22 protein-coding genes are annotated in these 25,846 nt (G+C 71.6%); 13 read left to right on the top strand and 9 right to left on the bottom strand.

The annotated features are described in order from the left end of the window. The first annotated feature begins 62 nt into the window (after positions 1 to 62). Positions 63 to 1,403 carry an FxsC protein gene (gene fsxC / locus N7925_RS29545; protein ID WP_228924939.1) on the top strand — a complete coding sequence of 447 codons (1,341 nt, stop codon included), beginning with the start codon at positions 63 to 65 and terminating at the stop codon, positions 1,401 to 1,403. Then, a complete protein-coding gene (fxsT, locus tag N7925_RS29550; protein ID WP_274345677.1) occupies positions 1,400 to 5,335 on the top strand; it encodes an FxSxx-COOH system tetratricopeptide repeat protein in 3,936 nt (1,311 codons plus the stop codon). The genes fsxC and fxsT overlap by 4 nt, the downstream gene beginning before the upstream one ends. An 18-nt stretch (positions 5,336 to 5,353) precedes the next feature. Here fxsT and N7925_RS29555 read toward each other — a convergent pair whose 3' ends face one another. Continuing rightward, positions 5,354 to 6,265 (bottom strand): alpha/beta fold hydrolase, encoded by a 912-nt coding sequence (locus N7925_RS29555; RefSeq protein ID WP_265602440.1) that lies wholly within the window; start codon positions 6,263 to 6,265, stop codon positions 5,354 to 5,356. A 438-nt stretch (positions 6,266 to 6,703) separates the two neighbouring features. Here N7925_RS29555 and N7925_RS29560 point away from each other — a divergent pair, with 438 nt between their 5' ends. Further along, the gene (locus tag N7925_RS29560; RefSeq protein WP_443032269.1) at positions 6,704 to 7,789 is read left to right on the top strand and encodes a S1 family peptidase; all 1,086 of its coding nucleotides are present in this window, start codon (positions 6,704 to 6,706) and stop codon (positions 7,787 to 7,789) included. 94 nt (positions 7,790 to 7,883) lie between these two features. Here N7925_RS29560 and N7925_RS29565 read toward each other — a convergent pair whose 3' ends face one another. After that, positions 7,884 to 8,381, bottom strand: a complete 498-nt coding sequence (locus N7925_RS29565) for a phospholipase (protein WP_274345678.1) — start codon at positions 8,379 to 8,381, stop codon at positions 7,884 to 7,886. 202 nt (positions 8,382 to 8,583) lie between these two features. Further along, complete coding sequence (locus N7925_RS29570) at positions 8,584 to 9,633, bottom strand: DUF3533 domain-containing protein (protein ID WP_274345679.1); 1,050 nt, start codon at positions 9,631 to 9,633, stop codon at positions 8,584 to 8,586. Between the two features lie 122 nt (positions 9,634 to 9,755). Between N7925_RS29570 and N7925_RS29575 the strand changes: the two genes are divergently transcribed. From N7925_RS29575 to N7925_RS29585, 3 genes are all read left to right on the top strand, one after another. Continuing rightward, complete coding sequence (locus N7925_RS29575) at positions 9,756 to 10,151, top strand: winged helix-turn-helix transcriptional regulator (RefSeq protein WP_416222941.1); 396 nt, start codon at positions 9,756 to 9,758, stop codon at positions 10,149 to 10,151. 208 nt (positions 10,152 to 10,359) lie between these two features. After that, positions 10,360 to 11,958, top strand: coding sequence for an MFS transporter (locus N7925_RS29580; protein WP_265602444.1), 1,599 nt, complete (start codon positions 10,360 to 10,362; stop codon positions 11,956 to 11,958). Positions 11,959 to 12,195: 237 nt separating this feature from the next. Then, positions 12,196 to 13,089 carry an esterase/lipase family protein gene (locus N7925_RS29585; protein WP_265602445.1) on the top strand — a complete coding sequence of 298 codons (894 nt, stop codon included), beginning with the start codon at positions 12,196 to 12,198 and terminating at the stop codon, positions 13,087 to 13,089. A gap of 130 nt (positions 13,090 to 13,219) precedes the next feature. On the opposite strand, the gene N7925_RS29590 is transcribed toward N7925_RS29585, so the two are convergent. Both N7925_RS29590 and N7925_RS29595 read right to left on the bottom strand, forming a co-directional pair. Further along, a complete protein-coding gene (locus N7925_RS29590; RefSeq protein ID WP_274345680.1) occupies positions 13,220 to 14,257 on the bottom strand; it encodes a lytic polysaccharide monooxygenase auxiliary activity family 9 protein in 1,038 nt (345 codons plus the stop codon). 163 nt (positions 14,258 to 14,420) lie between these two features. After that, positions 14,421 to 15,098 carry a response regulator gene (locus tag N7925_RS29595; RefSeq protein ID WP_265604047.1) on the bottom strand — a complete coding sequence of 226 codons (678 nt, stop codon included), beginning with the start codon at positions 15,096 to 15,098 and terminating at the stop codon, positions 14,421 to 14,423. 125 nt (positions 15,099 to 15,223) lie between these two features. Here N7925_RS29595 and N7925_RS29600 point away from each other — a divergent pair, with 125 nt between their 5' ends. The 4 genes from N7925_RS29600 to N7925_RS29615 are packed head-to-tail and all read left to right on the top strand — an operon-like array spanning position 15,224 to position 19,837. Beyond that, positions 15,224 to 16,207, top strand: a complete 984-nt coding sequence (locus tag N7925_RS29600) for a Bug family tripartite tricarboxylate transporter substrate binding protein (protein ID WP_274345681.1) — start codon at positions 15,224 to 15,226, stop codon at positions 16,205 to 16,207. Further along, positions 16,204 to 16,797, top strand: a complete 594-nt coding sequence (locus N7925_RS29605) for a tripartite tricarboxylate transporter TctB family protein (protein WP_274345682.1) — start codon at positions 16,204 to 16,206, stop codon at positions 16,795 to 16,797. Before N7925_RS29600 ends, N7925_RS29605 begins: the two co-directional genes overlap by 4 nt. Positions 16,798 to 16,800: 3 nt before the next feature. Continuing rightward, positions 16,801 to 18,330, top strand: a complete 1,530-nt coding sequence (locus N7925_RS29610; protein WP_274345683.1) for a tripartite tricarboxylate transporter permease — start codon at positions 16,801 to 16,803, stop codon at positions 18,328 to 18,330. 13 nt (positions 18,331 to 18,343) lie between these two features. Further along, positions 18,344 to 19,837, top strand: coding sequence for a trifunctional class I SAM-dependent methyltransferase/NUDIX hydrolase/VOC family protein (locus N7925_RS29615; protein ID WP_274345684.1), 1,494 nt, complete (start codon positions 18,344 to 18,346; stop codon positions 19,835 to 19,837). Positions 19,838 to 20,010: 173 nt separating this feature from the next. Here N7925_RS29615 and N7925_RS29620 read toward each other — a convergent pair whose 3' ends face one another. After that, a complete protein-coding gene (locus N7925_RS29620) occupies positions 20,011 to 20,520 on the bottom strand; it encodes a DUF402 domain-containing protein (protein ID WP_274345685.1) in 510 nt (169 codons plus the stop codon). After that, positions 20,504 to 21,421 carry a GNAT family N-acetyltransferase gene (locus N7925_RS29625; RefSeq protein ID WP_274345686.1) on the bottom strand — a complete coding sequence of 306 codons (918 nt, stop codon included), beginning with the start codon at positions 21,419 to 21,421 and terminating at the stop codon, positions 20,504 to 20,506. The genes N7925_RS29620 and N7925_RS29625 overlap by 17 nt, the downstream gene beginning before the upstream one ends. A 70-nt stretch (positions 21,422 to 21,491) precedes the next feature. Here N7925_RS29625 and N7925_RS29630 point away from each other — a divergent pair, with 70 nt between their 5' ends. Further along, complete coding sequence (locus N7925_RS29630) at positions 21,492 to 21,866, top strand: GntR family transcriptional regulator (RefSeq protein WP_007448684.1); 375 nt, start codon at positions 21,492 to 21,494, stop codon at positions 21,864 to 21,866. 38 nt (positions 21,867 to 21,904) lie between these two features. On the opposite strand, the gene N7925_RS29635 is transcribed toward N7925_RS29630, so the two are convergent. Beyond that, positions 21,905 to 22,999 carry a DUF5925 domain-containing protein gene (locus N7925_RS29635; RefSeq protein ID WP_265602453.1) on the bottom strand — a complete coding sequence of 365 codons (1,095 nt, stop codon included), beginning with the start codon at positions 22,997 to 22,999 and terminating at the stop codon, positions 21,905 to 21,907. A 236-nt stretch (positions 23,000 to 23,235) separates the two neighbouring features. Here N7925_RS29635 and N7925_RS29640 point away from each other — a divergent pair, with 236 nt between their 5' ends. Both N7925_RS29640 and N7925_RS29645 read left to right on the top strand, forming a co-directional pair. Then, the gene (locus N7925_RS29640; protein WP_265602454.1) at positions 23,236 to 24,039 is read left to right on the top strand and encodes an SGNH/GDSL hydrolase family protein; all 804 of its coding nucleotides are present in this window, start codon (positions 23,236 to 23,238) and stop codon (positions 24,037 to 24,039) included. A 275-nt stretch (positions 24,040 to 24,314) separates the two neighbouring features. After that, the gene (locus N7925_RS29645) at positions 24,315 to 24,578 is read left to right on the top strand and encodes a hypothetical protein (protein ID WP_003970092.1); all 264 of its coding nucleotides are present in this window, start codon (positions 24,315 to 24,317) and stop codon (positions 24,576 to 24,578) included. A 44-nt stretch (positions 24,579 to 24,622) separates the two neighbouring features. Here the strand turns inward: N7925_RS29645 and N7925_RS29650 are convergent, their stop codons facing one another. Further along, positions 24,623 to 25,819: a CaiB/BaiF CoA transferase family protein gene (locus N7925_RS29650; RefSeq protein WP_274345687.1), complete on the bottom strand. Its 1,197-nt coding sequence runs from the start codon at positions 25,817 to 25,819 to the stop codon at positions 24,623 to 24,625. Between the last annotated feature and the right edge of the window lie 27 nt (positions 25,820 to 25,846).

Genomic DNA, 25,846 nt, shown 5'->3' on the forward strand with positions numbered 1-25,846 from the left:
GGGGTGGAAAGCGGTCCGCTCCGGAATGATGAGTTCGCTTCCACTCCCTTCCTCCTTCCGGGATGCGAGTGCTCACACAGGACGGGGGTCGTGTGCACGCATCGACGCAACAGCGAGCGGTGGGCCATCGGCCGTATTTCTTTCTGAGTTACGCCCACACGCCGGGGTACGGCGGCGGCACGGACCCCGATATGTGGGTCGAACGGCTTTTCCAGGACCTCTGCGGCCACGTGATGGCCATGACCGACTTACCCGCGGGCGCGCCGGCGGGCTTCATGGACCGGGAGATACGTTCCGGAGAGGGCTGGTCGGAACGGCTCGGCGATGTCCTCGCCACCTGCCGGGTCTTCGTCCCGCTGTTCTCGCCGCGCTACTTCGCCAGCGAGATGTGCGGCAAGGAGTGGTACGCCTTCGAACAGCGCGCCATCCACCACCGCGCCCGCTCCAACCAGCCCGCCGAGGCCATCGTCCCGGCACTCTGGGTACCGGTGCCGCCGAGCCAACTGCCCGGCTCCGCGGAGCGGTTGCAGTTCAACCACCGTGATTTCGGGGAACGGTACGTCAGCGACGGCCTGTACGGCCTGATCAAGCTCAGACTCTTCGCCGAGGAGTACGAACGGGCCGTCTACGAACTGGCCAAACGCATCGTGAGCGTCGCCGACTCGGTCCGCATCGACACCGGCCGGCCCGTCGACTACCGCCTCGCGCCCAGCGCCTTCGGCTCCCCCAGCAGCGGAGTCGGCGCCCCCCGGCCGATGCAGATCACCATCGCGGCGCCGACGCGCCACGATCTGCCCGAGGGCCGCAACAGCGACCACTACGGCGACCACCCCCAGGACTGGAACCCCTACTACCCGGCCGCCGCGCGCCCGCTGGCCTATGTGGCGGAGGAACTGGTCCGCTCCCTCAACTACCAGGCCGTCATCACCTCGTTCGACGAGGACCGGCACGACGGCAAGACCCCGCCCACCACCCCGGAGATCCTGCTCGTCGACCGCTGGGCCCTCCGGGACGAGGACCACCGCCGCAGGCTCGCCGCCTTCGACGCGGAGAACCGGCCCTGGGTGACCATGGTCGTGCCGTGGAGCCGCGACGACCACCAGAGCAGAGCGGCGGAGAGCGAGCTCACCCAGACGCTCGAAGCGACCATGCCGATCAAGATGGGCCAGGGCCGGGCCCTGTGCCGGGCCGCCGCGAAGGGAGTGCCCACCATGGAGGCGTTCGGTCAACTCCTGCCCCAGGTGGTCGAGGTGGCCGCCCAGCAGTACCTCAAGCACGCCAAGGCCTACCCTCCCGGATCCGGCGGCGGCTCCGGTGAGCGGACCCGGCTCACCGGCCCCATGGGCAGCACGAGTTACATCCCCGACCCGCACGACCCTGCGACGGAAGCGGAGGACCTATGAGTGCCGGTCGTGACGGGCGCATCGTCACCTTCTACTCGTACAAGGGCGGTACCGGGCGCACCATGGCGCTCGCCAACACCGCCTGGATCCTCGCGGCCAACGGCAAGCGGGTGCTGGCCGTCGACTGGGACCTGGAGGCCCCCGGGCTGCACCGGTTCTTCCACCCCTTCCTCGACCCGGCCACCCTCGGCGCCACCACCGGCGTGATCGACCTGATCACCGAGTACGCCTGGGCCGCGACCAGCCCCGCCCAGCGCCCCGAGGACTGGCACCGCGACTACGCCCGCATCCAGCCGCACGCCGTGTCGCTGACCCCGGAGTCGCTCGGCTGGGAGTTCCCGCAGGGCGGGACGCTCGACTTCGTCTCCGCCGGACGGCAGAACCGCGAATACTCCGCGACCGTCTCCACCTTCGACTGGGACAACTTCTACGACCGGTTCGGCGGCGGCCACTTCTTCGACGCGCTGCGCGACGACATGAAGGCCAACTACGACTACGTCCTCATCGACAGCCGGACCGGCCTCAGCGACATCGCCGACATCTGCACCGTCCACCTCCCGGACGTGCTCGTCGACTGCTTCACCCTCAGCGACCAGTCCATCGACGGCGCGGCCTCCGTCGCCCGCCAGATCGCCGAGCGCAACACCGGCCGCCCCATCGCCCTCTACCCCGTCCCGATGCGCATCGACGAGGGTGAGAAGGAGAAGGCGGACGCCGGGCGGGCGCTGGCCCGGCTCAAGTTCGACCGGCTCCCGCGCGACCTGTCCGGCGACGAACTCACCGCCTACTGGGGCGCGGTGGAGATTCCCTACCGGCCCTACTACGCCTACGAGGAGACGCTCGCCACCTTCGGGGACGAGGCCGGGCTCTCCAACTCGCTGCTCTCCGCCTTCGAACGGCTCGTCGCGGTCATCACCGACCGGGAGATCACCTCGATGCCCCCGATCGGCGAGGAGGTCCGCCTGCGGATCCGCGACGCCTTCACCCGGCGCAGGCCCGCCCTGCCCGCCGATCTCTTCCTCAGCTATGTGGCGGAGAACCGGATGTGGGCCGACTGGCTCGAATCGATCCTCACCCGGGCCGGCTTCCGGGTGGTCCCGCGTGACGTCTCCGCCGAACGCTCCCCCGACGAGCCAGCCGACACCACCGCGGAGAGCGCCGCCCGCACCGTCGTGCTGCTCTCCAGCGCCTACCTGAAGTCCCAGCGCGCGGTCGAGCTGTGGGAGCGGACCGCCGCGGAGGCCGTCGGCAGCGGCCGCCGCCGACTGGTCCCCCTGCGGGTCGGGGACGTACGCCTGAGCGCCCCCTACATCGACCGCAACCCCGTCGACCTCTTCCGGCTGGACGAGGTGCACGCCACCACCGCCGTGATGCGGGCCCTGGATCGCCCGGTGCAGGTGGCGGACGGGGTCTCGCCCGGGCCCCGCTTCCCCGGCACCGTGCCGAGGATCTGGAACGCGCCGCCCCGCAACCCCGGCTTCACCGGCCGCTCGCTCGTCCTGGAGCGGATGCGCGACCAGCTCGGCGGCGGCCTGGCCGTCGTCCTGCCGCAGCCGCAGACCCTGTACGGACTCGGCGGCGTCGGCAAGACCCAGGTGGCCCTGGAATACGTGCACCGCTTCATGGCCGACTACGACCTGGTGTGGTGGATATCGTCCGAGCAGACCGACGACGTGGTCGCCTCGCTCGCCGAGCTCGCCGTCCGGCTCGGCGCCCAGGGCGGCGACGACATGGCCGCCGCCTCCCAGGAGGCCGTCGACCTGCTGCGGCGCGGCGTGCCCTCGGACCGCTGGCTGCTGGTCTTCGACAACGCGGACGACCCCGAGCAGCTGCGCCGCTACTTCCCGCAGGGCGGCTCCGGCCACATCCTGGTGACCTCCCGCAACCAGAGCTGGTCCCAGCACGGGGACGCGCTGCCCGTGGACGTCTTCCTGCGCGAGGAGTCGATCGAACACCTCCAGCGCCGGGCGCCGGGGCTCAGCGACGAGGACGCCGACCAGGTGGCGACCGCCGTGGGCGACCTGCCGCTCGCCGTGGAGCAGGCGGCCGCCTGGATCGCGGAGACCGCCACTCCCATCGACGCCTATCTCGAACAGCTCGCCCGGCAGGCTCCCCAGGTCCTCGGGCTCAACCAGCCGGCCGGCTACCCGGAACCGGTCGCCGCGACCTGGAACATCTCCATCGCCCGGCTCAAGGAGCGCTCGCCCGCCGCCGTGCGGCTCCTCCAGCTCTGCGCCTTCTTCGCCCCGGAACCGATCTCCGCGAACCTCCTCTACAGCAAGGAGATGATCGACGCGCTGAAGCCGTACGACTCCTCGCTCCAGGAGAAGCTGGTGCTGGGCCGGGTCATCCGGGAGATCGGCCGGTTCGCCCTCGCCAAGGTCGACCAGGTCTCCAACTCCATCCAGGTCCACCGCCTCGTCCAGGCCGTGATCAAGGCGCAGCTCAGCGAGGAGGAGCAGCGCGAGGCCCGGCACGTCGTCCACCGCATCCTGGCCGGCGCCCGGCCCGACGACGACGAGCCGATCGACAACCCGGAGACGTGGCCGCGCTTCGCGACGATCTGGCCGCACCTCGGCCCCTCCGACGCCCGCAACTGCAAGGAGCCGGAGACCCGCAGGCTCCTGATCGACCGGGTCCGCTACCTCTGGAAGCGCGGCGATGTCAGGACCGCGGGCGCGCTCGGCGACGAGCTGCGGGAGATCTGGCGGGAGAAGCTGGGGGAGCGGGATCTGCAGTACCTCTACCTCTGCTTCCACCTCTCCAACATCCTGCGCACCCGCGGGCGTTACGTGGAGGCGAAGGAGCTGGACGAGTTCACCCTGGAGCGGCAGCGGGCGGTGCTGGGGCCCGAGCACCCGCACACGTACATGACCACCAGCAGCCTGGCCATCGACCTCGGTCTGCTGGGCGACTACGCCCGGGCGATCGAGATGGCGACCGAGGCCCACGAGGGGTTCGGGCAGATCTTCCACGACTCCCACCCCCGGACCCTGGCCGCCGCCAACAACCTGGCCCTGAACCTGCGCAGCGTCGGCCAGTACGCCCGCGCCCGGGAGATCGACCAGGACGTCTACGACCTCCGCTCCCAGGTGCTCGGACCGGAGCACCCCTACAGCCTGTCCTCCGCGATGAACCTCGCCCGTGACCTGCGGGAGGTCGGACGGTACGAGGACTCGGTGGGGCTGCTCAGTACCACGTACAACAGCTTCAAGGAGACGATGGGCCGCAGCTTCCCCACCACGCTGAGCGCCGCGAAGAGCCTCGCGGTGTCGTTGCGCAGGGCGGGCCGGCTGGAGGACGCCCGCCGTCTCACGGTGGCGACCCGCGCCCGGTACCGGGCGAAGTACACCACCGCCAACCCCGATTCGCTCGCCTGCGACCTCAACCTCGCCGCGGACCTGTTCGCGGCGGGCGAGAGCGTCGAGGCGAGGGACACGGCGCAGGAGGTCGTCGACCAGTTCATGAAGGTGCCGGGGGAGAGGCACCCGTACACCCTGGCGGCACAGAACAACCTCGGCGTCTATCTGACGGGGGCCGGGGAGACGGAAGCGGCGGAGCGGGTGCTGAAGCTGGTCGTCGCCTCCATGCGGGAGACCTTCGGCCGCGAGCACCCGAACACCCTGTTCTGTGTGATGAACCTGGCCAGCGCGACGGCGGACCGGGGGGAGCTGGACATCGTGCTGAAGACGGAGCAGCGGCTGGCCGGACAGCTGCGCGAGGCGCTCGGGGCGCACCATCCGGAGACCCTGGCCATGTCCTCGAACATGGCGGTCACGCTCGCTGCCGTGGGGCGGGAGGACGAGGCGGTGCAGTTGCGGGCGGAGATCGTCCCCGAGCTGTCGCGCCAGCTCGGCGACGACCATCCGCTGGTCCGGATGGCCCGGACCGAGGAGCGGTTCCGGCGGGAACTGGAACCGATGTCGGTGTGACCGGACGGCCGGGAGGGCTCACCCTCCCGGCCGGCCGGCCCGCACGGTCCCGTCCGGGGGCTCCCGCTCGTCCAGCAGCCAGTCCAGGACGCGCGGGAGCATGGGGAACGCGTCGAAGTGGGCCGCCTCCGGTTCGAGTACGGCGGTGGCGCCCGGTATCTGCCCGGCCAGCCAGCGGGAGTGGCCGACCGGGGAGAAGACGTCCTGCACTCCGTGCCAGAGCAGCACCTTGCCGGTGATCCGGCCGGGATCGAACCCCCAGGGGCTGCAGAACGCGATGGCGTCGTCGATCCAGCCGTACGCCGAGGTGCGCAGCCCCTCGCTGTAGTTGCGCAGCAGCATGGAGCGGATCCCCGCGTCGTTGACCACCACCCGGTCGGAGTCGGTCAGCTCCCGGCGCAGGTCGTCCAGGAGCCTGACCGGGTCCCGGCGGATCTGCGCCGAGCGCATGATGAAGGACTGCGCAAGGCTCTCCGGGTCGTCGGCCGCCGTGGAGTACGCGAGCACATTGGACGCGGTCATCCCGTCGAACCAGTCGAGACCGGCCGCGTCCGGGGGCGCGAGACTGACCAGTGCCGCGGTCCGGGTGATCCGTTCCGGCATCAGCGCCGCGCAGGCCAGGGCGTGCGGGGCCCCGCCGGAGCGGCCCACCACGGCGAAGCGCTTCAGGCCCAGGGAGTCGGCGATGGCCCGGACGTCCTCGACGACGTCCTTGATCCGGCGGCCCTCGTGCCGGTCGCTGCCGCCGTATCCCGGGCGGTCGTAGGTGATCAGCTGCGTATGGCGCTGATACAGCACCATGCCGCGGGGAGCGGGCCCGAGCCTGCTGCCCGGGGTGCCGTGGAGGAGGAAGACCGGTCTCCCCCGTGGGTCGCCCATCCGCTCCACCATCAGATGCCGCCCGTCCGCCGCGAGCACCCGATTGCGCACCCGTTCCTCCTCCGCTCGGTCACCCGGCCGGCCCGGGCACGGTGCGCCCGGCGTGTGCTGCCCTTTCGATGATGACCCATCAGGGGCGTTACCGGGACGGTTGAGCGTCAGGAACTGTGAAGGTACGGGGAGGCTCCCGGCGGACGATTTCCGTCGGCATCCGGACGGGTCGGCACACCATCCGGACCGGCACCGGCGAATACCGGACAGGACTAGTCCTCACCCAGGGGCCGTCGACGGTTGCACCGGGTGTTCGCGATCGGAACCGACGTGGCAGGACCCGGGGTAGGTGAACACCTCGCGGGCGAAGCGTCGCTGTCGTGTGCACGTCTGGAAGTCGACCTTGTGTGCGTTTCCCCGCGTCGGAATAGTGGGCGCCCCATCCTCCGTGTACGAGCACCCCACTTGCTCCGTGCGCGGCCCCACAGGAGGTCGAAGTTGAAGCATCGACGTATATCCAGGAAGCGCGCGACGCTGGCCGGCACGGCCGTCGTCGCCCTGGTCGCAGCGGGATTCACGTTCCAGACTGCGAACGCCAGTGACGATGTGCCGGCGTTCGCGGCCAAGACCCTCAGCGCGGACGCGGCCGGAGAACTGGCCACCGCCCTGGACCGGGACCTGGGCGCGGACGCGGCAGGCTCGTACTACGACACCACGGCGAAGAACCTCGTCGTGAACGTCGTCGACGAGGCCGCCGCCGAGCAGGTCCGCCAGGCGGGCGGCAAGGCCAGAATCGTGGAGAACTCCCTCGCCGAGCTGAAGTCGGCCCGGGGGACCCTCACCGACAGGGCGACGATCCCGGGCACCTCCTGGGCGGTCGACCCGGTGAGCAACAAGGTGCTCGTCACCGCCGACAGCACGGTCGACGGCGCGGCCTGGAAGAAGCTCTCGGCCGTGGTCGAGGGTCTCGGCGGCACGGCCGAACTCAACAGGACGGCGGGTGAGTTCACGCCGCTGATCGCGGGCGGCGACGCGATCTGGGGCTCCGGCTCCCGCTGTTCCCTCGGCTTCAACGTGGTCAAGGGCGGGGAGCCGTACTTCCTGACCGCCGGCCACTGCACCGAGTCGGTCACCAGCTGGTCGGACACCCAGGGCGGCGCGGAGGTCGGGGCGAACGAGGGGTCCAGCTTCCCGGAGAACGACTACGGCCTGGTCAAGTACACCTCGGACACCGCGCACCCGAGCGAGGTGAACCTCTACGACGGCTCGACCCAGGCGATCACGCAGGCGGGCGACGCGACGGTCGGCCAGGCGGTCACCCGCAGCGGCTCCACCACCCAGGTGCACGACGGTGAGGTCACCGCGCTGGACGCCACGGTCAACTACGGCAACGGCGACATCGTCAACGGCCTCATCCAGACGACGGTCTGCGCCGAGCCCGGCGACAGTGGCGGCGCCCTCTTCGCGGGCGACACCGCGCTCGGTCTGACCTCGGGCGGCAGCGGCGACTGCTCCTCGGGCGGTACGACCTTCTTCCAGCCGGTACCGGAGGCGCTGGCCGCCTACGGCGCCGAGATCGGCTGACGTTCCACCGCGTCACGGAGAGGCCCCCGGCGTACCGGGGGCCTCTCCCTTGTGCGGTGCGGGGTGGAGCGGGTGGCGTGGCCGGGCAGGGAGGTCAGGCGGCCTTGGGCAGAATGTCGGCGTCCGCCTTGGCCGGGGAGACGCCGAAGGCTTTCACGGCCTGGTAGTAGGTCCAGGCCGTGCCGTTGCACGAGGTCTTCGTCGCGCCCGAGTAGCGGGCGCACACGCGCTTGAGGTCCTCGTAGAAGGCGGAGTCGACGCGGGCCTTGTTGGCGGAGAACGTACCGGCGGCCTTGTAGTTCCGATAGCCGAAGTCATGGCGGGCGCAGGAGGTCTGGAAGGGGAAGCCGAACGGGTTGTCGGGGGAGCTGCTGCAGTAGTCCGTCGACCAGTTGAAACCGAACGCCGACCAGGCGCCCTGGTTGTTGCGGGCGGCGTTCCAGGCGTTGTAGCTGGAGGCGCTCGTCTGGGTCCAGGAGCTGAGCACCTGGGGCTTGTCGGCGGGGGCGGCCGCGGCGGAGGCGGCGGTGATCAGGCTGAGCGGGAGCGACAGGGCGACCGCGGCGAGCGGAACCGTGAATCGACGACGCATGAGCGACCTCCGTGAGGTGAAAGGAGTGGTCCTGGCCGTGCTCCTCGTCGGGTGGTACGAGGCCGCTCCAGCATGTCGTCATGCCCCTGTCATGACTAGGCGTCGCGCTGACCGGACATCAAGAATTGGTGCGCACGTCAGATGGGGCCGCCCGGCAGGGCGGCCCCATGAACGTTTTACCGAGCGGAAGCGGGAGCGGGCGTCAGGCTGCCGTCGATCCGCCCGCCGCGCGTGCCGTCTCCGTACCGTCGTCGTCCCGCCCCGCCCGGTGCCGCATCGACAGCAGCAGGGTCAGCGCCGTGCCGACGACCGCCCAGGCCGAGAGCACCAGCAGGGGCCCGGTGACCGCGTTGCCCCGGAAGTAGGCGATCGAGCGGGCCACCCAGGTGCCCGCGCCCGGAGGGAGGGCCGGGCCGATCGTCCGCCAGAAGTCCGGGAGCATCGGGAGCGGGAAGGCTCCGCCCGCGCTCGGGTTGCCGGCGATGACGATGATCAGGACGGCCAGGCCGATGCCGACGATGCCGGTCAGCGCCTCCAGGGCGAGCGTGATCATGCCGACCGAGAAGACGACCAGGGCGCCGAGGCCGGCCAGGCCCCAGAAACTGCCCGGCAGCGCTCCGAGGATCGGGCCGATGATGACCGCGCCGCCGATGCCGCCCGCGATCGCGTACAGCGCCATGACCAAGGTCCGGATCGTGGCCCGCTGCCGGTTGGCGGGTTTCGTGCCCGCGCTGATCGCCAGGATCGAGGCGCAGAGATAGCCGCCGACGCACCAGCCGACCACCAGGTAGAAGGACGAGAGTCCGTCGAAGTCGTCGGCGGAGGCCGGCGCCACGTCCACGGTCCGCACCGCCCGCTGCTGGGAGCCCTCGACCTGGGCGATGATCTTCTCCAGGGCGCCGGACAGCACGGTCCCGCCCCCGGAGGCGACCAGCAGGGTGTCGGTGCGGCCCTTCGGCGAGACGATCAGGGCGCCGTCGATGTCGCGGTTCGTGATCTGCTCGCGGGCCTCGGCGGCGCTGCTCACCGCACGGGGGTCGAGCGGCCCGCCGGGGAGCCCGTCCAGCCGGTCGACGAGCTGCTGGGACATCTGCCGCGGGGCCACCACCCCGAAGGCCACATCCGTCGGCGTGGGCTTGTGCAGCGCTCCGACGTAGGAGGCGATGAACAGCAGTTGCAGACCGAGCACACCGATGACGAGCAGGGCGGCCCGTGGGGTGACGGCGTTCTTCACCTCGTCGACGAAAGTCATGCCCCCACCGTCCCGGCGTGACGGCGTCCGCGCAGGCGGGGCGGGGCCGAACGGCGTAGCGCGGGGCGGGCGGGCCTAGGGCTTTCCTTTCGTAAGGGCATGCTCTGCGGTAAGTTCCAGCCGTGGACGTGAGCTCTGAGGTCAAGGACGAGAAGGCCGTCGCGATGAGCGACGCATTCACGGCGGACTGCCCGGCCCGCACGGTGCTGAATCACGTCAGCAGCCGATGGGGCGTGCTGATCCTGGCCGCGTTGCAGGAGGGGCCGATGCGCTTCTACGTGCTGCGGGACAGGATCGGCGGCATCAGCGAGAAGATGCTGTCCCAGAATCTGCGGGTGTTCGTGCGGGACGGACTGATCGCCCGTGAGGTCGAAGCCACGGTGCCGCCCCGGGTGACCTACTCGCTCACCCCTCTGGGGCGGGAGCTGGCGGTGACACTGGGCGGCCTGGTCGAGTGGATCACGCATCGGATCGGAGATGTCCTCGCCGCGCGCGAGCGCCATGACGACGTGAAGTGAACCCGCTGTCCGTCCGGCGCCCCGCTCCCTGTGGAGCGGGGCGCCTTTCCCTGTCGGGCGACTTCTCGAAAGTTTCCCCGGGCCCGGCGGTCCGGCCTGCGCGCTATCGGCCCGGTCCGGGGCTGACCGACAGGTAAGCCCTTACCCATCGAAAGCTTGAAACCTAGGGTAAGCCCGACGGGTCGAGTGGCCCGGAAGGGAGAATTCGGTGGATACGGAAACCGCGCCGCGCGCCGGGGTGCGCGAGTGGATCGGGCTGGCGGCCCTGGCGCTGCCCGCGATGCTCGTGATCATGGATATGAGCGTGCTCCATCTGGCGCTGCCGACCCTGAGCCGGGATCTGGAGCCTTCAGGGGCGCAACTGCTCTGGATCACCGATGTCTACGGGTTCGTCATCGCCGGCGCGATGATCACCATGGGTACGCTCGGCGACCGCATCGGCCGTCGCCGGATGCTGATGATCGGGGCCGTGGCCTTCGGCTCCGCCTCGGTGCTCGCCGCCTACGCTCCGACCGCGGAGACGCTGATCGTGGCCCGCGCCCTCCTCGGCCTCGCCGGTGCGGTGCTGGGCCCGTCGACGCTGTCGCTGATCAGCGCCATGTTCCACGACGCCGAGCAGCGCGGTTTCGCCATCACCGTCTGGATGACGAGCTTCATGCTGGGCGGCGCGGTCGGCCCGTTGGTCGGCGGCGTCCTGCTGGAGGCGTTCTGGTGGGGTTCGGTCTTTCTCGTGGCGGTGCCTGTCATGGTGTTCCTGCTGGTGGCGGGCCCGTTGGTGCTCCCGGAGGTCCGTAATCCGGACGCCGGCCGGCTTGATCTGACCAGCGCCGCGATGTCGCTGGCCGCCATCCTGCTGGTCGTCCTCGGCGTGAAGGAGTTCGCCGGGGAGGGCGTCACCTGGCCGGCGTTGTTCGCCCTGGTGGCCGGCCTCGTGATCGGCGCCCTCTTCGTCGTACGGCAGCGCCGGCTCACCGACCCGCTGCTCGACATGAGGCTCTTCGCTGACCGCGGCTTCAGCGTCTCCCTCGGAACGCTGACCCTGACCGTGGTGTTCATGCTGGGCAGCCAGTTCCTCATCGCCCAGTACATCCAGATGGTGCTGGGCATGGAACCGCTGGAGTCGGCGGTGTGGAGCCTGCCGATGGTCGTCAGCGGGACCCTCGCGATGTTCGTCGCCCAGGGTGTGGCGGCCCAGGTGGGCAAGGCGTACGTCTTTGGCGCCGGTCTCACGATCGCCGCCATCGGCTTCGCCGTGCTCTCCCGGGTGGACAGCGGATCCGGGATCGGAACCGTCGTCACGGCGGCGTCGCTGCTGTTCGCCGGTCTGATGCCGGTCTCGTCCCTCGGGATCGGGATGATCGTCGACGCCGCACCGCCCGAGCGGGCGGGTTCGGCGGCCGCGGTGGGGGAGACGACCCAGGAACTGGGCGGCGCCCTCGGCATCGCGGTTCTCGGCAGCGTGCTCAACGTCGCGTACCACGGGGGGATGACCGGCTCGGTGCCGGACGGCGTACCCGCTCCCGCCCGGGAGACGGTCACCGACAACCTGCCCGCGGCCCTCGAGGTCGCCGGTCGGATGCCTGCGGAGACAGGGGCCCAACTCGTCTTCGTGGCAAGGGACTCCTTCGCCCAGGGCCTCTCCTGGATCGCGATGGGAGCCGTCCCGGTCATGCTCGCACTGGCTGTCACGGCCACGGTGCTGCTCCGGAACGTGGGGCGCGCCGATGGGGGCACGGGCCAGGAGGGGGAGGCGGGGGAAGCGGGAGAGGTCGGCAAGTCGACGTCTACGGCGGGGGCGGCGTCGTGAACTGACCCGACCCCTCGTCATGCGGCCGGCCATGGGTCGCCCTCTTCGGGGGGAGACGGATGGCCGACCGCGTCGGCGGCCGAGAACGAGCACTGCCGCCCCGCCAGTTTTTACCGACGCGTAACTTCCCTCGCCTCCTTACTCGTGCGTAATTTGGCATGAGCACATAAAGCTTGTGGTCCGGGCCACAGGGCGCACCGCCATCGCACCTCCCTTGAGCCGCAAGGAGACCACACGATGCTGCCCTGGATCCGTGCTGCGCGCGTTCCCCGCACGCGCAGTCTGCTCGCCGCCCTGCTCCTCGCCCTCACCGTTCTCGTCGCCCCCACGGCGACCGCGACCGCGGCGACCCCGGCCGCCGCCGAGGCCACTTCGCGTGGCTGGAACGACTACTCCTGCAAGCCCTCCGCCGCCCATCCCCGCCCCGTCGTCCTGGTCCACGGAACCTTCGGGAACTCGATCGACAACTGGCTGGTCCTCGCCCCCTACCTGGTCAACCGGGGCTACTGCGTCTTCTCCCTCGACTACGGCCGGCTCCCCGGCGTGCCGTTCTTCCACGGCCTCGGCCCCATCGACAAGTCGGCCGAACAGCTCGACGTGTTCGTCGACAAGGTCCTCGACGCCACCGGAGCCCCCAAGGCCGACCTCGTCGGCCATTCGCAGGGCGGCATGATGCCGAACTACTACCTGAAGTTCCTCGGCGGCGCCGACAAGGTCAACGCCCTCGTCGGCATCGCCCCGGACAACCACGGCACCACGCTGCTCGGCCTCACCAAGCTGCTGCCGTTCTTCCCCGGCGTCGAGAAGTTCATCAGCGACAAGACCCCCGGACTCGCCGACCAGGTCGCGGGATCGCCCTTCATCACCAAGCTCACGGCGGGCGGCGACACCGTCCCCGGCGTCCGCTACACCGTCATCGCGACCCAGTACGACCAGGTCGTGACCCCGTACCGCACGCAGTACCTGGACGGGCCGAACGTACGCAACGTGCTGCTCCAGGACCTGTGCCCGCTCGACCTGTCCGAGCACGTGGCGATCGGGACCATCGACCGCATCGCCTTCCACGAAGTGGCCAACGCCCTCGACCCGGCACGCGCCACCCCGACCACCTGCGCCTCGGTCATCGGCTGACCGGCCGCGCAACGACGGGCCGGGGCCCGGCGTCCGACGGTGCGGACGGCGGACCCCGGCCCGTCACGTCCTGCCGCGCCCGACGTCCCGGAGGGACGCGGCAGGGGTATGGGGAGGGGTGCTGCGACGGTCAGCGGCTGTGGCGGCCGGCAGCGGCGGTGGCCCGTCGGCGCTGCGAGGCGAACAGCACGGCCGCACCGGCGGCGAGGACCCCCGCGCCGCCGATCGCCAGATACGTGCTGCTGGTGGACCCGCCCGTCTCGGCCAGCACCTCGTCGGAGCCCGCGGCGTTGACCTCCGGGGCGTTGCCCTCAGCCTTCTTGGCCGGGGCGGCCGGGGCGGCGGCGGTGACCTTCGCCCCGGTGTTCGCGTCGTCGTCCCCGTGGCCGTTGTGCTCGACCGACGACTTCTCGGAACCGTCGGCGATGGCGTCCTCGGACGGTGCGGAGGGGGCTGCCGCCGGGGCCTCGGCACCGGAGTCACCACCGGGCCCCTGCTGCCCCTCCTCCTTCTCCGCCCCACCGTCCTGCGTCCCGCCGCCGAACGTCACGTCGGAGCAGGCGTAGAACGCCTCGGGGGAGTCGGAGCGCTGCCAGACCGTGTAGACCAGCTGCCGGCCCGAGCGCTCGGGGACCGTCCCGTCGAAGACGTACGAACCGTTCTCCAGCGCCGGGTCCGTGGCCTCGGCGAAGGGCTTCGCCTCCAGGTCCGACCAGGCCAGCGGCTTCGTGGGGTCGTACCCGGGCTTGGTGAGGTACAGCTCGAACGATCCCCGGTGCGGGGCCGTCGCGCGGAACCGGAAGGTGTGCTCGCCCGCGGACATCGCGGTGGCCGGCCAGTCGGCGCGCGGGAGGTCCAGGCCCTTGAACTTGTCGTTGGCCGCGCTGCACAGCTTGCCGTCCGGGATCAACTCACGGTGCTTGCCCGCCGCGTTGGCGATGTTCACCCCGTTCCAGTCGTACAGCGCCTGCGTCCCGCCCGCCGCGACCGCCGCCCGGCACGCCGCCGACTCCGGGCTCTCGGGCCCCTCCGCGAAGCACGCGGACACCCGGCTCACCGGGTCGGTGAGCGAACCGTGCGCGACGGCCGGGGCGGAGGCCAGCCCGGCCAGTGCGAGCGGGGCCAGACCGAGGGCGAGGACACCGGCGGCCTTGCGACGAGCGGTCATGGATGGATCTCCTTCGAAACGGCACAGCTGTGAGGGTGGCGCTCAGCAAGCTAGCCGCTCCGAAGGCCGAAAACGCCTGATGGGAGGGGGTGGTGATGATCCTTATGGTGGCTTTAAGGCGCCGCTAAGTGGGCGCTCAGGTGGAGGGCCGGGATGTGCCGCCTCACCCCGTCCACCGGTACCGCCGCTCCGGCCGCCCCGTGCCTCCGTAGCGCAAGGTCACCTCCGCGCGCCCCGTACCGGCGAAGTACTCCAGGTAGCGGCGCGCGCTCACCCGGGACAGTGCTCCCACCTCGGCGCACTCCGAAGCGGACAGGCCCTCGGGGTGGTCGCGCAGGGTGCGTTCCACCAGGTCGGCCGTGGGGGCGGCCAGGCCCTTCGGCAGCTCGCGCGAGCCGGGCGGGCGGGTGCCGAAGATCTGGTCGACGTCCTCCTGGCGGGCCTCTCCCAGCCTGTCCAGGCGGGTACGCAGCGAGGCGACGTGGCGCATCTGCTCCTGGAGCGCGGACCGGCTGAACGGCTTGATCAGATAGTGCAGGGCCCCCGCCCGCAGCGCCGCCCGGATCACCCCCGCGTCCCGGGCCGCCGTGATGAACAGGGCGTCCGCGCTGGGGCGCGAGGTGTCCCGCTCCTCCGCCGCACGCAGGGCGCGCAGCACTCCGATCCCGTCCATATCGGGCAGATAGATGTCCAGCAGTACCAGATCGGGGCGCAGCCGCTCGGCGGCCCGCAAGGCGTCGGCACCGTTGTGCGCCACCCCGACGACCGCGAAGCCGTCCATAGCGGACACATAGCGGCTGTGCAGCTTCGCGACCATGAAGTCGTCGTCCACCACCAGCACAGTTGTCACGCCGCCACGCTAGGCGGCGACCACAACGACCACAACGTCCGTTGATACCGGAAGAGAGACAGCTTCTTAACGCACAGGCAACATGTGGGCCACTTCACAGTCGAAAGGCGGAACCTGTGCGACTGCGCACTCTCCTCGCCCTCTTCGGGGCCGCGTTGCTGGTGGTGGTGGGGCCACCCCTGCTGTCCACCGGTGACGGTTCCGACACCGGCACCCAGATTCCCGGGCTCCGCTTCATGGTCCCCAACACTCCCGGCGGCGGCTACGACATCACCGCGCGCACCCTGGCCAAGAACGCCGAGGACGCCGGACTCACCCACAACATCGAGGTGTTCAACCTGCCGGGCGCCGGCGGAACGGTCGGCCTGACCCGGCTCGTCGGCGAACACGGCAACGGCAAGCTCGCCCTCTCCATGGGACTCGGCGTCGTCGGAGCCGTCCACACCAACAAGTCCCCGAGCACGCTGGCCGACACCACCCCGATCGCCCGGCTCACCGAGGAGCCGGACATCGTCGTCGTCTCCAAGGACTCCCCGCACCGGACCATCTCCGACCTGCTCACCGCCTGGAAGAAGGACCCGGCCGACGTCCCGGTCGGCGGCGGTTCCTCACCCGGCGGCCCGGACCACCTCGCCCCGATGCTCATGGCGCAGGCGGCCGGCATCGCCCCGAGGACGGTCAACTACGTCCCGTTCGACGGCGGCGGCGAACTCCTCGCCTCCATCCTCGGCAACAAGGTCGGCTTCGGGGTCTCCGGTCTCGGCGAGTACCGCGACCAGATCGAGGCGGGCGAGCTGCGCCTGCTCGCCGTGACCGGTCCGAAGCGGGTGCCGGGCCTCGACGCCCCCACCCTGCGCGAGGCCGGACTCGACACCGAGTTCACCAACTGGCGCGGCGTCGTCGCCCCGCCCGGCCTCTCGCCGGCCGAACGCGACAAGCTCACCGGCCTGATCCGCGAACTCCACGGCACGAAGCAGTGGCAGGAGTCGATGAAGAAGAACGGCTGGGACGACGCCCTCCTCATCGGTGAACCCTTCGGCGACTTCCTCGACGAGCAGAACCAGCGCGTCGCCACCGTTCTCAAGGAGCTGGGGCTGTGACCACCGAACCCACCGACCCCACCGAACTTCCCGGTTCGGCAGCGCAGCCGAGCGCCGAAGCCGTACAGGCCGAAGCCGTACAGGAGGAGACCACCGTCCTCTCCTGGCTCCGCGAGCACTCCGAACTCGGCGTCTGCGTCCTGCTGTTCGCGCTCGGCGTGCTCGTTCTCACCGACGCCTTCACCATGAGCGTCGACATCGCCCAGCGCGGTCCCGTCGGCCCCCGGACGGTCCCCTTCGTCATCGGCGGTCTGTTCCTCCTCATCTCCGTCCTGCTCGCCGGCGACGTCCTGCGCGGCGGCCGGGGCGAGGCGGAGGGCGGCGAGGACGTCGACCTCGACGAACCGGCCGACTGGCGCACCGTCCTCCTGCTCACCGGGGTCTTCCTCGGCGCCGCCGTCCTGATCGGCCCCCTGGGCTTCCCGATCGCCGGGGCGCTGCTCTTCTGGGGATCCGCCTACGCGCTCGGCAGCCGGCACCACGGCCGGGACCCGCTCATCGCGGCCGGCATCTCCCTCGCCACCTACTTCGTCTTCGACAACCTGCTCGGTGTCCCCCTTCCGGGCGGCCCGCTGATGGGGGTGCTCTGACCGATGGATTCCCTCAACTCCCTCATCGACGGCTTCGGTACCGCGCTCACCCCGATGAACCTGCTGTGGGCCGCGATCGGCGTCCTGCTCGGGACCGCGATCGGCGTGCTCCCCGGCATCGGCCCGGCGATGGCCGTGGCGCTGCTGCTCCCGGTGACGTACGGACTCGACCCGACCGGCGCGTTCATCATGTTCGCCGGGATCTACTACGGAGCGATGTTCGGCGGCTCCACCACCTCGATCCTCCTCAACACCCCCGGGGAGAGCGCGGCCGTGGTCGCCGCCATCGAGGGCAACCCGATGGCGAAGGGCGGACGCGGAGCGCAGGCTCTCGCCGCCGCCGCGATCGGTCACTTCGCGGGCGGCATGATCGGTACGATCCTGCTGGTCGTCCTCGCCCCGACCGTCGCCTCCCTCGCCATCGGCATCGGCGCCCCCGACTACTTCGCCATCATGGTGCTGGCCTTCATCGCCGTCACCTCCGTCCTCGGCGCCTCCCGCATCCGCGGCGTCGCCTCGCTCCTCATCGGCCTCACCATCGGACTGGTCGGCCTCGACCAGATGACCGGCCAGCAGCGCCTGACCTTCGGCTCGCTCCAACTGGCCGACGGCGTCGACGTGGTCATCGTCGCGGTCGGACTCTTCGCGATCGGCGAAGCGCTCTGGGTCGCCGCCCACCTGCGCCGCTCCACCGGAAAGCCGATCCCCGTCGGCAGACCGTGGCTCGGCCGCGCCGACCTGAAGCGCACCTGGAAGCCCTGGCTGCGCGGTCCCGTCATCGGCTTCCCCTTCGGGGCGATCCCGGCGGGCGGCGCGGAGATCCCCACCTTCCTCAGTTACGTCACCGAGAAGCGGCTGTCCAACCACCGTGACCAGTTCGGCAAGGGGGCCATCGAAGGCGTCGCGGGACCGGAGGCCGCCGCCTCCGCCTCCGCCGCCGGAACCCTCGTCTCGATGCTCACGCTCGGACTGCCCACCACCGCCGTCGCCGCCGTGATGCTGGCCGCCTTCCAGCAGTACGGGATCCAGCCCGGCCCCCTGCTGTTCGAACGCGAACCGGAGCTGGTCTGGGGCCTCATCGCCTCGCTCTTCGTCGGCATGGTGCTGCTGCTCGCCCTCAACCTGCCGCTCGCCCCCGTCTGGGCGAAGCTCCTGCGGATCCCGCGCCCCTACCTGTACGCGGGCATCCTCTTCTTCGCCGCCGTCGGGGCGTACGCGGTCGGCGGCGAGTCCCTCGACCTGGTGATCCTCCTGATCATCGGGCTGATCGGGTTCGGCATGCGGCGCTACGGACTGCCGGTGCTGCCCGCCGTCATCGGGGTGATCCTCGGCCCGGCCGCCGAACAGCAGCTGCGCCGAGCGCTCCAGATCAGCGACGGGAGCGTGTCCGGCCTGGTCAACACCCCGTTCTCCGTCACGGTCTACGCGATCGTGGTGCTGATCGTGGCGTGGCCGCTGATCAGCCGGCTGGTCGTCCGGCTGCGCGGTGGCCGGAAAACGGCAGAGGGGTCCCGCACTGTCAGTGGCGGCTGAGAGCATCGGCTCCATGACCACGATCGACTGGGACGCGGCCGCCGGATCCTTCGACGAGGAGCCCGACCACGGGCTCCTCGACCCCGCGGTGCGCGACGCCTGGGCCGGGCGGCTGGAGAGCTGGCTGCCCGGCACCCGTGCCGACGTGCTGGACCTGGGGTGCGGCACCGGCAGCCTCTCCCTGCTCGCCGCGGGCCAGGGCCACCGCGTCACCGCCGTCGACCGCTCGCCCCGCATGGCCGACCGGGCCCGCGCCAAGCTCGCCGGGACCGGCGCGGAGGTCCTCGTCGGGGACGCCGCCCGGCCCCCGGTCGGGGAGCGGGTGTTCGACGTCGTCGTGGCCCGGCATGTCGTCTGGCTGCTGCCCGACCCCGCGGCAGCCCTGGAGCACTGGTTCGGCCTGCTGAAGCCGGGCGGGCGGCTCGTTCTCGTCGAAGGGGTGTGGGGCGGCGCCGGCCTGTCCGCCACCGCGCTCACCGCCCTGCTCTCCGCCCACACCGAGCGCATCCACCACGAGGACCTGGCCCCCGACTCCCGGCTCTGGGGCAAGGAGGTCGAGGACGAGCGCTATGCGCTGGTCGCCCGCGCGATGCCGCCGCACCGGCACACCGAGGTCGTCGACGTCCATCTGATCCTGCGTCGCGGCCCGGACGTCCTGCTGGCCCGCCGCTCCAACACGGGGTACGCGGACGGACTGCTCCACATGCCCTCCGGCCACGCGGAGGACGGCGAGGACGTCCGCGAGGCGATGATCCGGGAGGCCGCCGAGGAGATCGGCCTCGACCTGGAGCCCGAGGAGCTGAAGGTGGCCCTCGTGATGCAGCACCGGGGCCCCGGCGGCGGGGCGCGCATGGGCTGGTTCTTCGTCGCGGAGCACGACGCGGCCCGCCCGCCGCGCAACGCGGAGCCGGAGAAGTGCTCCGAGCTGGACTGGTTCCCGCTGGCCGCCCTGCCGGACGACATGGTCGCGTACTGCCGGGCGGGCCTGGACGGTTACCGGGCGGGCGAGCACTTCATGATCCACTGGCACCGGGACGGGGAGCCGATCGCGTACGTTCCCGGCGGCGCCGGCCGCGTCGTCCCGCTGCCCGCCGCCGAGGAGGTCACCGGGCGGGTGCACCACATCGAGCTGTGGGTGGCGGACCTGGCGGAGGCGGAGCGCGGCTGGGGCTGGCTGCTGGGCCGGCTCGGCCATGTGCCGTACCAGCGCTGGGCCCACGGCCGCAGCTGGCGGCGCGGTGACTCGTACGTCGTGCTGGAGCAGTCGCCCGACCTGGCCGCCGGGGACCACGACCGCCTGTGCCCCGGCCTCAACCACCTGGCGTTCCACGTCGCGGACGGGGCCTCCCTCGACGCCCTGGTCGCCGAGGCCCCGGCGTACGGCTGGCGGCTGCTGTTCCCCGACCGTCATCCGTACGCGGGCGGCGAGGGGCATCACGCCGCCTATCTGGAGGACCCGGCGGGATACGAGGTGGAGCTGGTCGCCGACTCCCGGCCCCGCCCCTGAGCCGCCCTGCGGTCGGTACGAAAGCCGCGCCCTGCGGTCCGTACGCCCGCGCCCGGCGTCCGTACGAAAGCCGCGCCTGCGGTCCGTACGCCCCCCCGCCCGGCGGTCCGTAGGAAAGCCGCGCCCGGCGGGTCCGTGCGAGCCCCCCGCCCGCCATCGTCGCCCGGGGCCGTTCAGCCGAGCAGGGCGGTCAGCCCCTCCGTCCGGGCCAGGCGTTCCAGGTCGTCCAGGGCCCGGAGCGCCGCCCCGGCCGCCGCCGGATCGTGCCCGGCCAGACCGCTCTCCTCGAACTCGTCCTCGTCCAGCCGCAGGACCGAAGCGCCGTCGGCCGAGACCCACAGGTCCAGGTCCAGGTCCTCGACCGCCAGCACCCCGTCCGCCAGCACGGCGGGCCGGGTGATGTCGCAGTACCAGCCCTTGAGCCGGCCGTCGCCGGTGCGGACCTCCTTCACCGCGAACCACCGGTCCCGCCAGTAGTGCTCGGTGAGGACGTCGCCCGGCTCGAACCGGACGAAGCCGAAGTCCCGCACCCCCGGGGCGGCCCAGGGCGCCCGGACGGTGACGCGGACGCCGTCGTCCCGGACCAGCTCCGCCGGATACCTGATCTTGGTGCGGCCCGCCTTGGACAGGGCGACGACGATGCCCTTCGTACGGCCCGCGCGGGGCTCAGAGGGTGCGGACATGGCGGACCTCCGTCGCGCAGATCTGGTAGCCGAACCACTGGTTGACGGCCAGCATCGGGCCGTTGCCGGTGTCGTTGGAGGTGTACGCGTCCGTGTAGCCGGCCGCCCGGGCCCGGTGCAGCGAGTCGTTCTTCGCGAGCTTCGCCAGTCCCCGCCCCCGGAAGTCCCGCAGGGTGCCGGTCATGGCGCTCAGATACGTCCGCGCGCCGTCGGTGGTGGCCGCGCTGAACGCCGCCACCTTCCCGTCCACCAGCACCACCGAGGTGAGCCCCTGGTCGAAGGCCGGGTGCTGCCAGACGCTCGTCAGCCAGTCCTCGTAGTCGTCCAGCTCGGCAGCGATGTCGCCCGGCTCGTCGGCCGTCACCTCGGCGTCCGCCTCGAACAGTGGCCGAGGATCGTCGGCGAAGTCGGAGCCGGGACGCAGCTCGACGCCGACCGGGAGCTCCTGGCGCGGCGGCAGGGCCCCGCCCGCGAGATCGAGGCGCTGGAAGTGCGCGGAGCGGCTGGGCCGGTAGCCCCGCTTGCGGGCGAACTCCAGGCTCTCCGGGTTGTCCAGGACCCACGCGTACAGGACGGTGGCCCCGGCCTCGGCCAGGTGCTCCTCAGCCGTGCGCAGCAGCAACGAGCCCGCGCCGCGGTGGGTGCGGCCGGGAAGCGTCTGCGGCGTGAAGTATCCCTGCCCCGGTTCCGGGCTGTCGTGGGCGATGCCCGCCTGCGCCGTGGCGATGATTTCGCCGTCCTCCTCGGCGACCAGCAGCCGGTAATGCCGGTCCGGATGGGCGTGGGCCAGGTCGTGGACGATCTGTTCGGGGGTGGCCACCATCCAGGGCACCGAGGCCCGGCGGGCCTCGGTCCACGCCTCCGCGTCGGACGGCCGGAAATCGCGCACGATCACAGTCATGCGGTGGACCGTATGCGCAGCCGCTCCCCGAACGCCTCCCCTTTTTTCGCCGGTGGGGGAGAATCGCCCCGTGACTGACAAGATCGTCCTCGACCCGGACTCCGGCATCGCGCCGTACGAGCAACTGCGCACCCAGCTCTCCGAACTGGCCCGTTCCGGCGCGCTGCCCGTCGGCCACCGGCTCCCGACCGTACGCGGCTTCGCCGAGGAGCTGGGCCTCGCCGCCAACACCGTCGCCAAGGCCTACCGGGCCCTGGAGGCGGACGGGGTGATCGAGACCCGGGGGCGCAACGGAACCTTCGTCGCGGCCGCCGGGGGAGCGGCCGAGCAGCGGGCGGCGACCGCCGCGCGGCTGTACGCCGAGACCGCCGAGCGGCTCGGCCTCACCCGGCAGCAGGCCCTGTCGCTGGCCAAGGACGCGGTGCGCGCGGCGTACGGGGACTGAAGCGTCAGCCGCGGGCACCCGTAGCGGTCGGCCGGCTGCTACAGATACAGCCCCGCGTCCGACCCCGCGTCCTGCTTCGGTACCGACGCGGGTCCGATGCCCCGGCGCAGCGCGTACAGCTCGGCGAGGGAGTTGCCCTCCCGGCTCACCCCTTCCTCCGTGCCCAGCCAGGCCACCGACTCCTGGCGGGTCAACGGTCCGACCTCGACCCTGGCCAGACAGCGGCCGGGGCGGACGACCGCCGGGTGCAGCCGCTCCAGGTCCTCATTGGTGGTGACCCCCACCAGCACGTTGCGGCCCTGGCCCAGCAGGCCGTCCGTCAGGTTCAGCAGCCGGGACAGGGCCTGACCCGCCGTGTGCTTGGCCTCGCCGCGGATCAGCTCGTCGCAGTCCTCCAGGAGCAGCAGCCGCCACCGCCCCTTCGCCGTGCCGTCGTCCTCGCCGATCGCGATGTCCATGAGATAGCCGACGTCGTTGAAGAGCCGCTCGGGATCCAGCACACAGTCGACCTGGCACCAGTCGCGCCAGGAACGGGCCAGGGTGCGCAGCGCGGACGTCTTGCCGGTGCCGGGCGGGCCGTGCAGCAGGAGGAGCCGGCCCGCGATGTCGTCCGGCGTCACCTTCATCAGCCGGCCCATCGCTTCGGCCACCGGCGCGGTGTAGTTGGGGCGGACCTCGTCCCAGCTTCCGGCGGTGATCCGGCGGGTGGTGCGGTACGGGCCGCGGCGCGGGGAGACGTACCAGAAGCCCATGGTCACGTTGTCGGGCTGGGGCTCCGGCTCGTCCTGCGCCCCCTCGGTGGCCTGGCCGAGGACCTTCACCGCCAGTTCCTCGCTGGTCGCGGTGACGGTGACGTCCGCGCCCCGGTTCCACCGGGACGCCAGCAGGGTCCAGCCCTCGCCCTCCGCGAGCGTCGCGCTGCGGTCGTCGTCGCGGGCGGCCCGCAGCACCGTGGCGTCCGGCGGCAGCAGCGTCGCCCCGGCCTTGACCCGGTCGAGGGAGGAACTGTGCGCGTACGGCTGCTCGCCCGTCACGAAGCGGCCGAGGAAGAGCGCGTCGACGACGTCGGACGGTGAATCGCTGTCGTCGACGGTGAGCCGGATCGGCAGAGCGGATTCGGGGGAGTCAGGCATGGCGCCCATGATCCGGTACCGGTTGCCCCCGTGCACCCGGGTTTCGCAGGCTCGCGCGCCGGACCGGCGGGGCGCCCGGGAACCGACGGGGCGACAGCGCCACGTCAAGGAGCGCCCGTTGAACGACCGGGGGCGGACGGAAGCACTCCACCCCTATTTTTGGCATGGACACTTCCAGAGTGGTGCGCGTGCTGCTACTACGGAGTAGGCAGATACCCCCTGCTCAAGGAGGTCCCATGAAAATGTCCAGACTCGTGGCGTTCTCGTCCTCGCTCCTGCTCGGCGCCGCCCTCGCCCTCACCGGTGCCGGGGTCGCAAACGCCGACTCGTCCGCCGCGGCCGTCGACTACGTCGCCCTCGGCGACTCGTACTCCTCCGGCGTCGGAGCCGGCAGCTACGACGGCTCCAGCTGCAAGCGCAGCAGCCGCGCCTACCCCGCCCTCTGGGCGGCCGCCAACTCCCCCTCGTCCTTCGACTTCGCCGCCTGTTCCGGGGCCAGGACCGGAGACGTCACGGGCAGTCAGCTGGGCCGGCTGAACGCCTCGACCGACCTCGTCTCGATCTCCATCGGCGGCAACGACGCGGGCTTCGCCGACGTCATGACGACCTGTGTCCTGCAGTCCGAGGCCACCTGCCTCAACCGGATCGCCACCGCCCGCGCCTACGTCGACTCCACGCTGCCCGGCAGGCTCGACTCGGTGTACACCGCCATCCGCTCCAAGGCCCCCTCCGCGCAGGTCGTCGTCCTCGGCTACCCCCGCTTCTACCAGCTCGGCGGCGGCTGCATCGCCGGTCTGAGCGAGAAGGAGCGCTCCGCCATCAACGGGGCATCCGACCACCTCAGCACCGCCACCGCCAAGCGGGCGGCGGACCACGGCTTCACCTTCGGCGACGTCAGGACGACCTTCGCCGGGCACGAGATCTGCTCGGGCAACGCCTGGCTGCACAGCGTGAACTGGCTCAATATCGGTGAGTCCTACCACCCCACCGCCGCCGGGCAGTCGGGCGGCTATCTCCCCGTCCTCAACTCCGCTCTCTGACCGGAGGCCCGGCGCTTCCGACCCGAGCGCTCCGCCCCCGCCGTCCCCCACGCGGCCTGCGCGCGGGGGACGGTCCGGCGATCGCTCCGAACCGCGCGAACCGCTCCAACCGCTTGGACTGTCCGAAGTCGCCCTGGAATCGCGCGGATTCGGTAACGAGGCGTCAACCTCCGTATGTGTGTGCGTAATCCTGTGGCCGGGATACACGGGTGTCACCGCGGGACGATAGGGTTAACCTGCCCGGACCGGGTGCCCTCGTACGGGTGGGGAGTGACATGGAACAGATAACGGTGCGAAGCAGGCCGCGTGTGCCTGCCATCACATGCGGGAGCGGTGCGACCAGTACGCGCCTCGACCGCCATCTCGCGGTGCTCGGCGGCCCTGTCGTCCCGCAGCGCGAGTCGGCGGAAGCGACGCTGCTCATGCGTGAACTGACCTCGCGCGATGCCGCGCACACCCGCAGGAGCAGGAGCGCACGCGTGTCGCTCTTCGCGCCGCTGCGGCGACTGCGGCGCTCGCTCTTCGGCAGCCGCCGCTGACCCACGGCACCGCCCGTCGGGACCGGCCCGCCGCTCGGGGCGGTTCAGACGATCACTCCGTCCCGGCGCAGCACCGATGTCTGCTCGTCCGTCATCCCCAGGGCTCGCAGCAGCGCATCGGTGTGCTCACCCAGCGCCGGTACGGCACCCATCCGTGCCTCCTCGCTCCCCGGCAGCGTGATCGGCGGCAGCAGCGCCCGCAGCGGCCCCACCGGTGTCCCCACCTCCCGCCACCGGTCCCGGGCCGCGAGCTGCGGATGCGCCGCCACATCGGCCACCGTGTTCAGCCGGGCACAGGCGACGCCCGCCGCCTCCAGACCGGCCAGCGCCTCCCGCCCCGTCAGGCCCGCCAGCGCCCGGCCCACCGCCTCGTCGGTCCGCTCCCGGTTCGCGGTGCGCGCCGCGTTCGTCGCGAAGTCCGGGTCGTCGGCCAACTCGGGCCGCCTGAGCACCTGTTCCGCCAGCCGCCGCCACTCCCGGTCGTTCTGCACGGAGAGCAGCACCTGCTCCCCGTCGGCCGTCGCGTAGGCGTCGTACGGGGCGATCACCGAGTGCGCGAGACCGGTGCGCGCCGGGGGAGCGGAGCCGTGCGTCCCCTGGTGCAGCGGGTGGCCCATCCACTCGGCCAGCGCGTCCAGCATGGAGACCTCCACCGGACCGCCCCGCCCGGTGGACGCCCGCCGCAGCAGCGCCGCGAGCACCCCGGAGAACGCGTACATCGCCGCCGCGATGTCCGCCGCCGGAATGCCCGCCTTCACCGGCTGCTCGGCCGTTCCCGTCACCGAGACCAGGCCGGCCTCGCACTGCACGAGCATGTCGTAGGCCCGCTTGTGCGCGTACGGTCCCACCGCGCCGTAACCGGAGATGTCGACCGCCACCAGGCGCGGGTGCACCGCGCAGAGCGAGGCGGCGTCGAGCCCCAGCCGGGCCGCCGCCCCCTGGGCCAGGTTCTGGACGAACACATCGGCCCCGGCGACGAGTTCGTGGACCACCGCGAGGCCGCGCGGGTCCTTCAGGTCGACGGCGAGGGACTCCTTGCCGCGGTTGCACCAGACGAAGTGCGAGGCGAGGCCGCGCGCCGCCGTGTCGTAGCCGCGCGCGAAGTCGCCGCCGTCCGGGCGCTCGACCTTGACGACCCTGGCTCCGAGATCGGCGAGCTGCCGGGTGGCGAAGGGGGCGGCGACCGCCTGTTCGACGGCCACCACGGTGATGCCGTCGAGGGGGAGTGGCAAGGTGTTCATGACCCCGTGCTTACCCTCTGAGCGCCG

Source organism: Streptomyces sp. CA-278952, assembly GCF_028747205.1.
GTDB lineage: Bacteria > Actinomycetota > Actinomycetes > Streptomycetales > Streptomycetaceae > Streptomyces.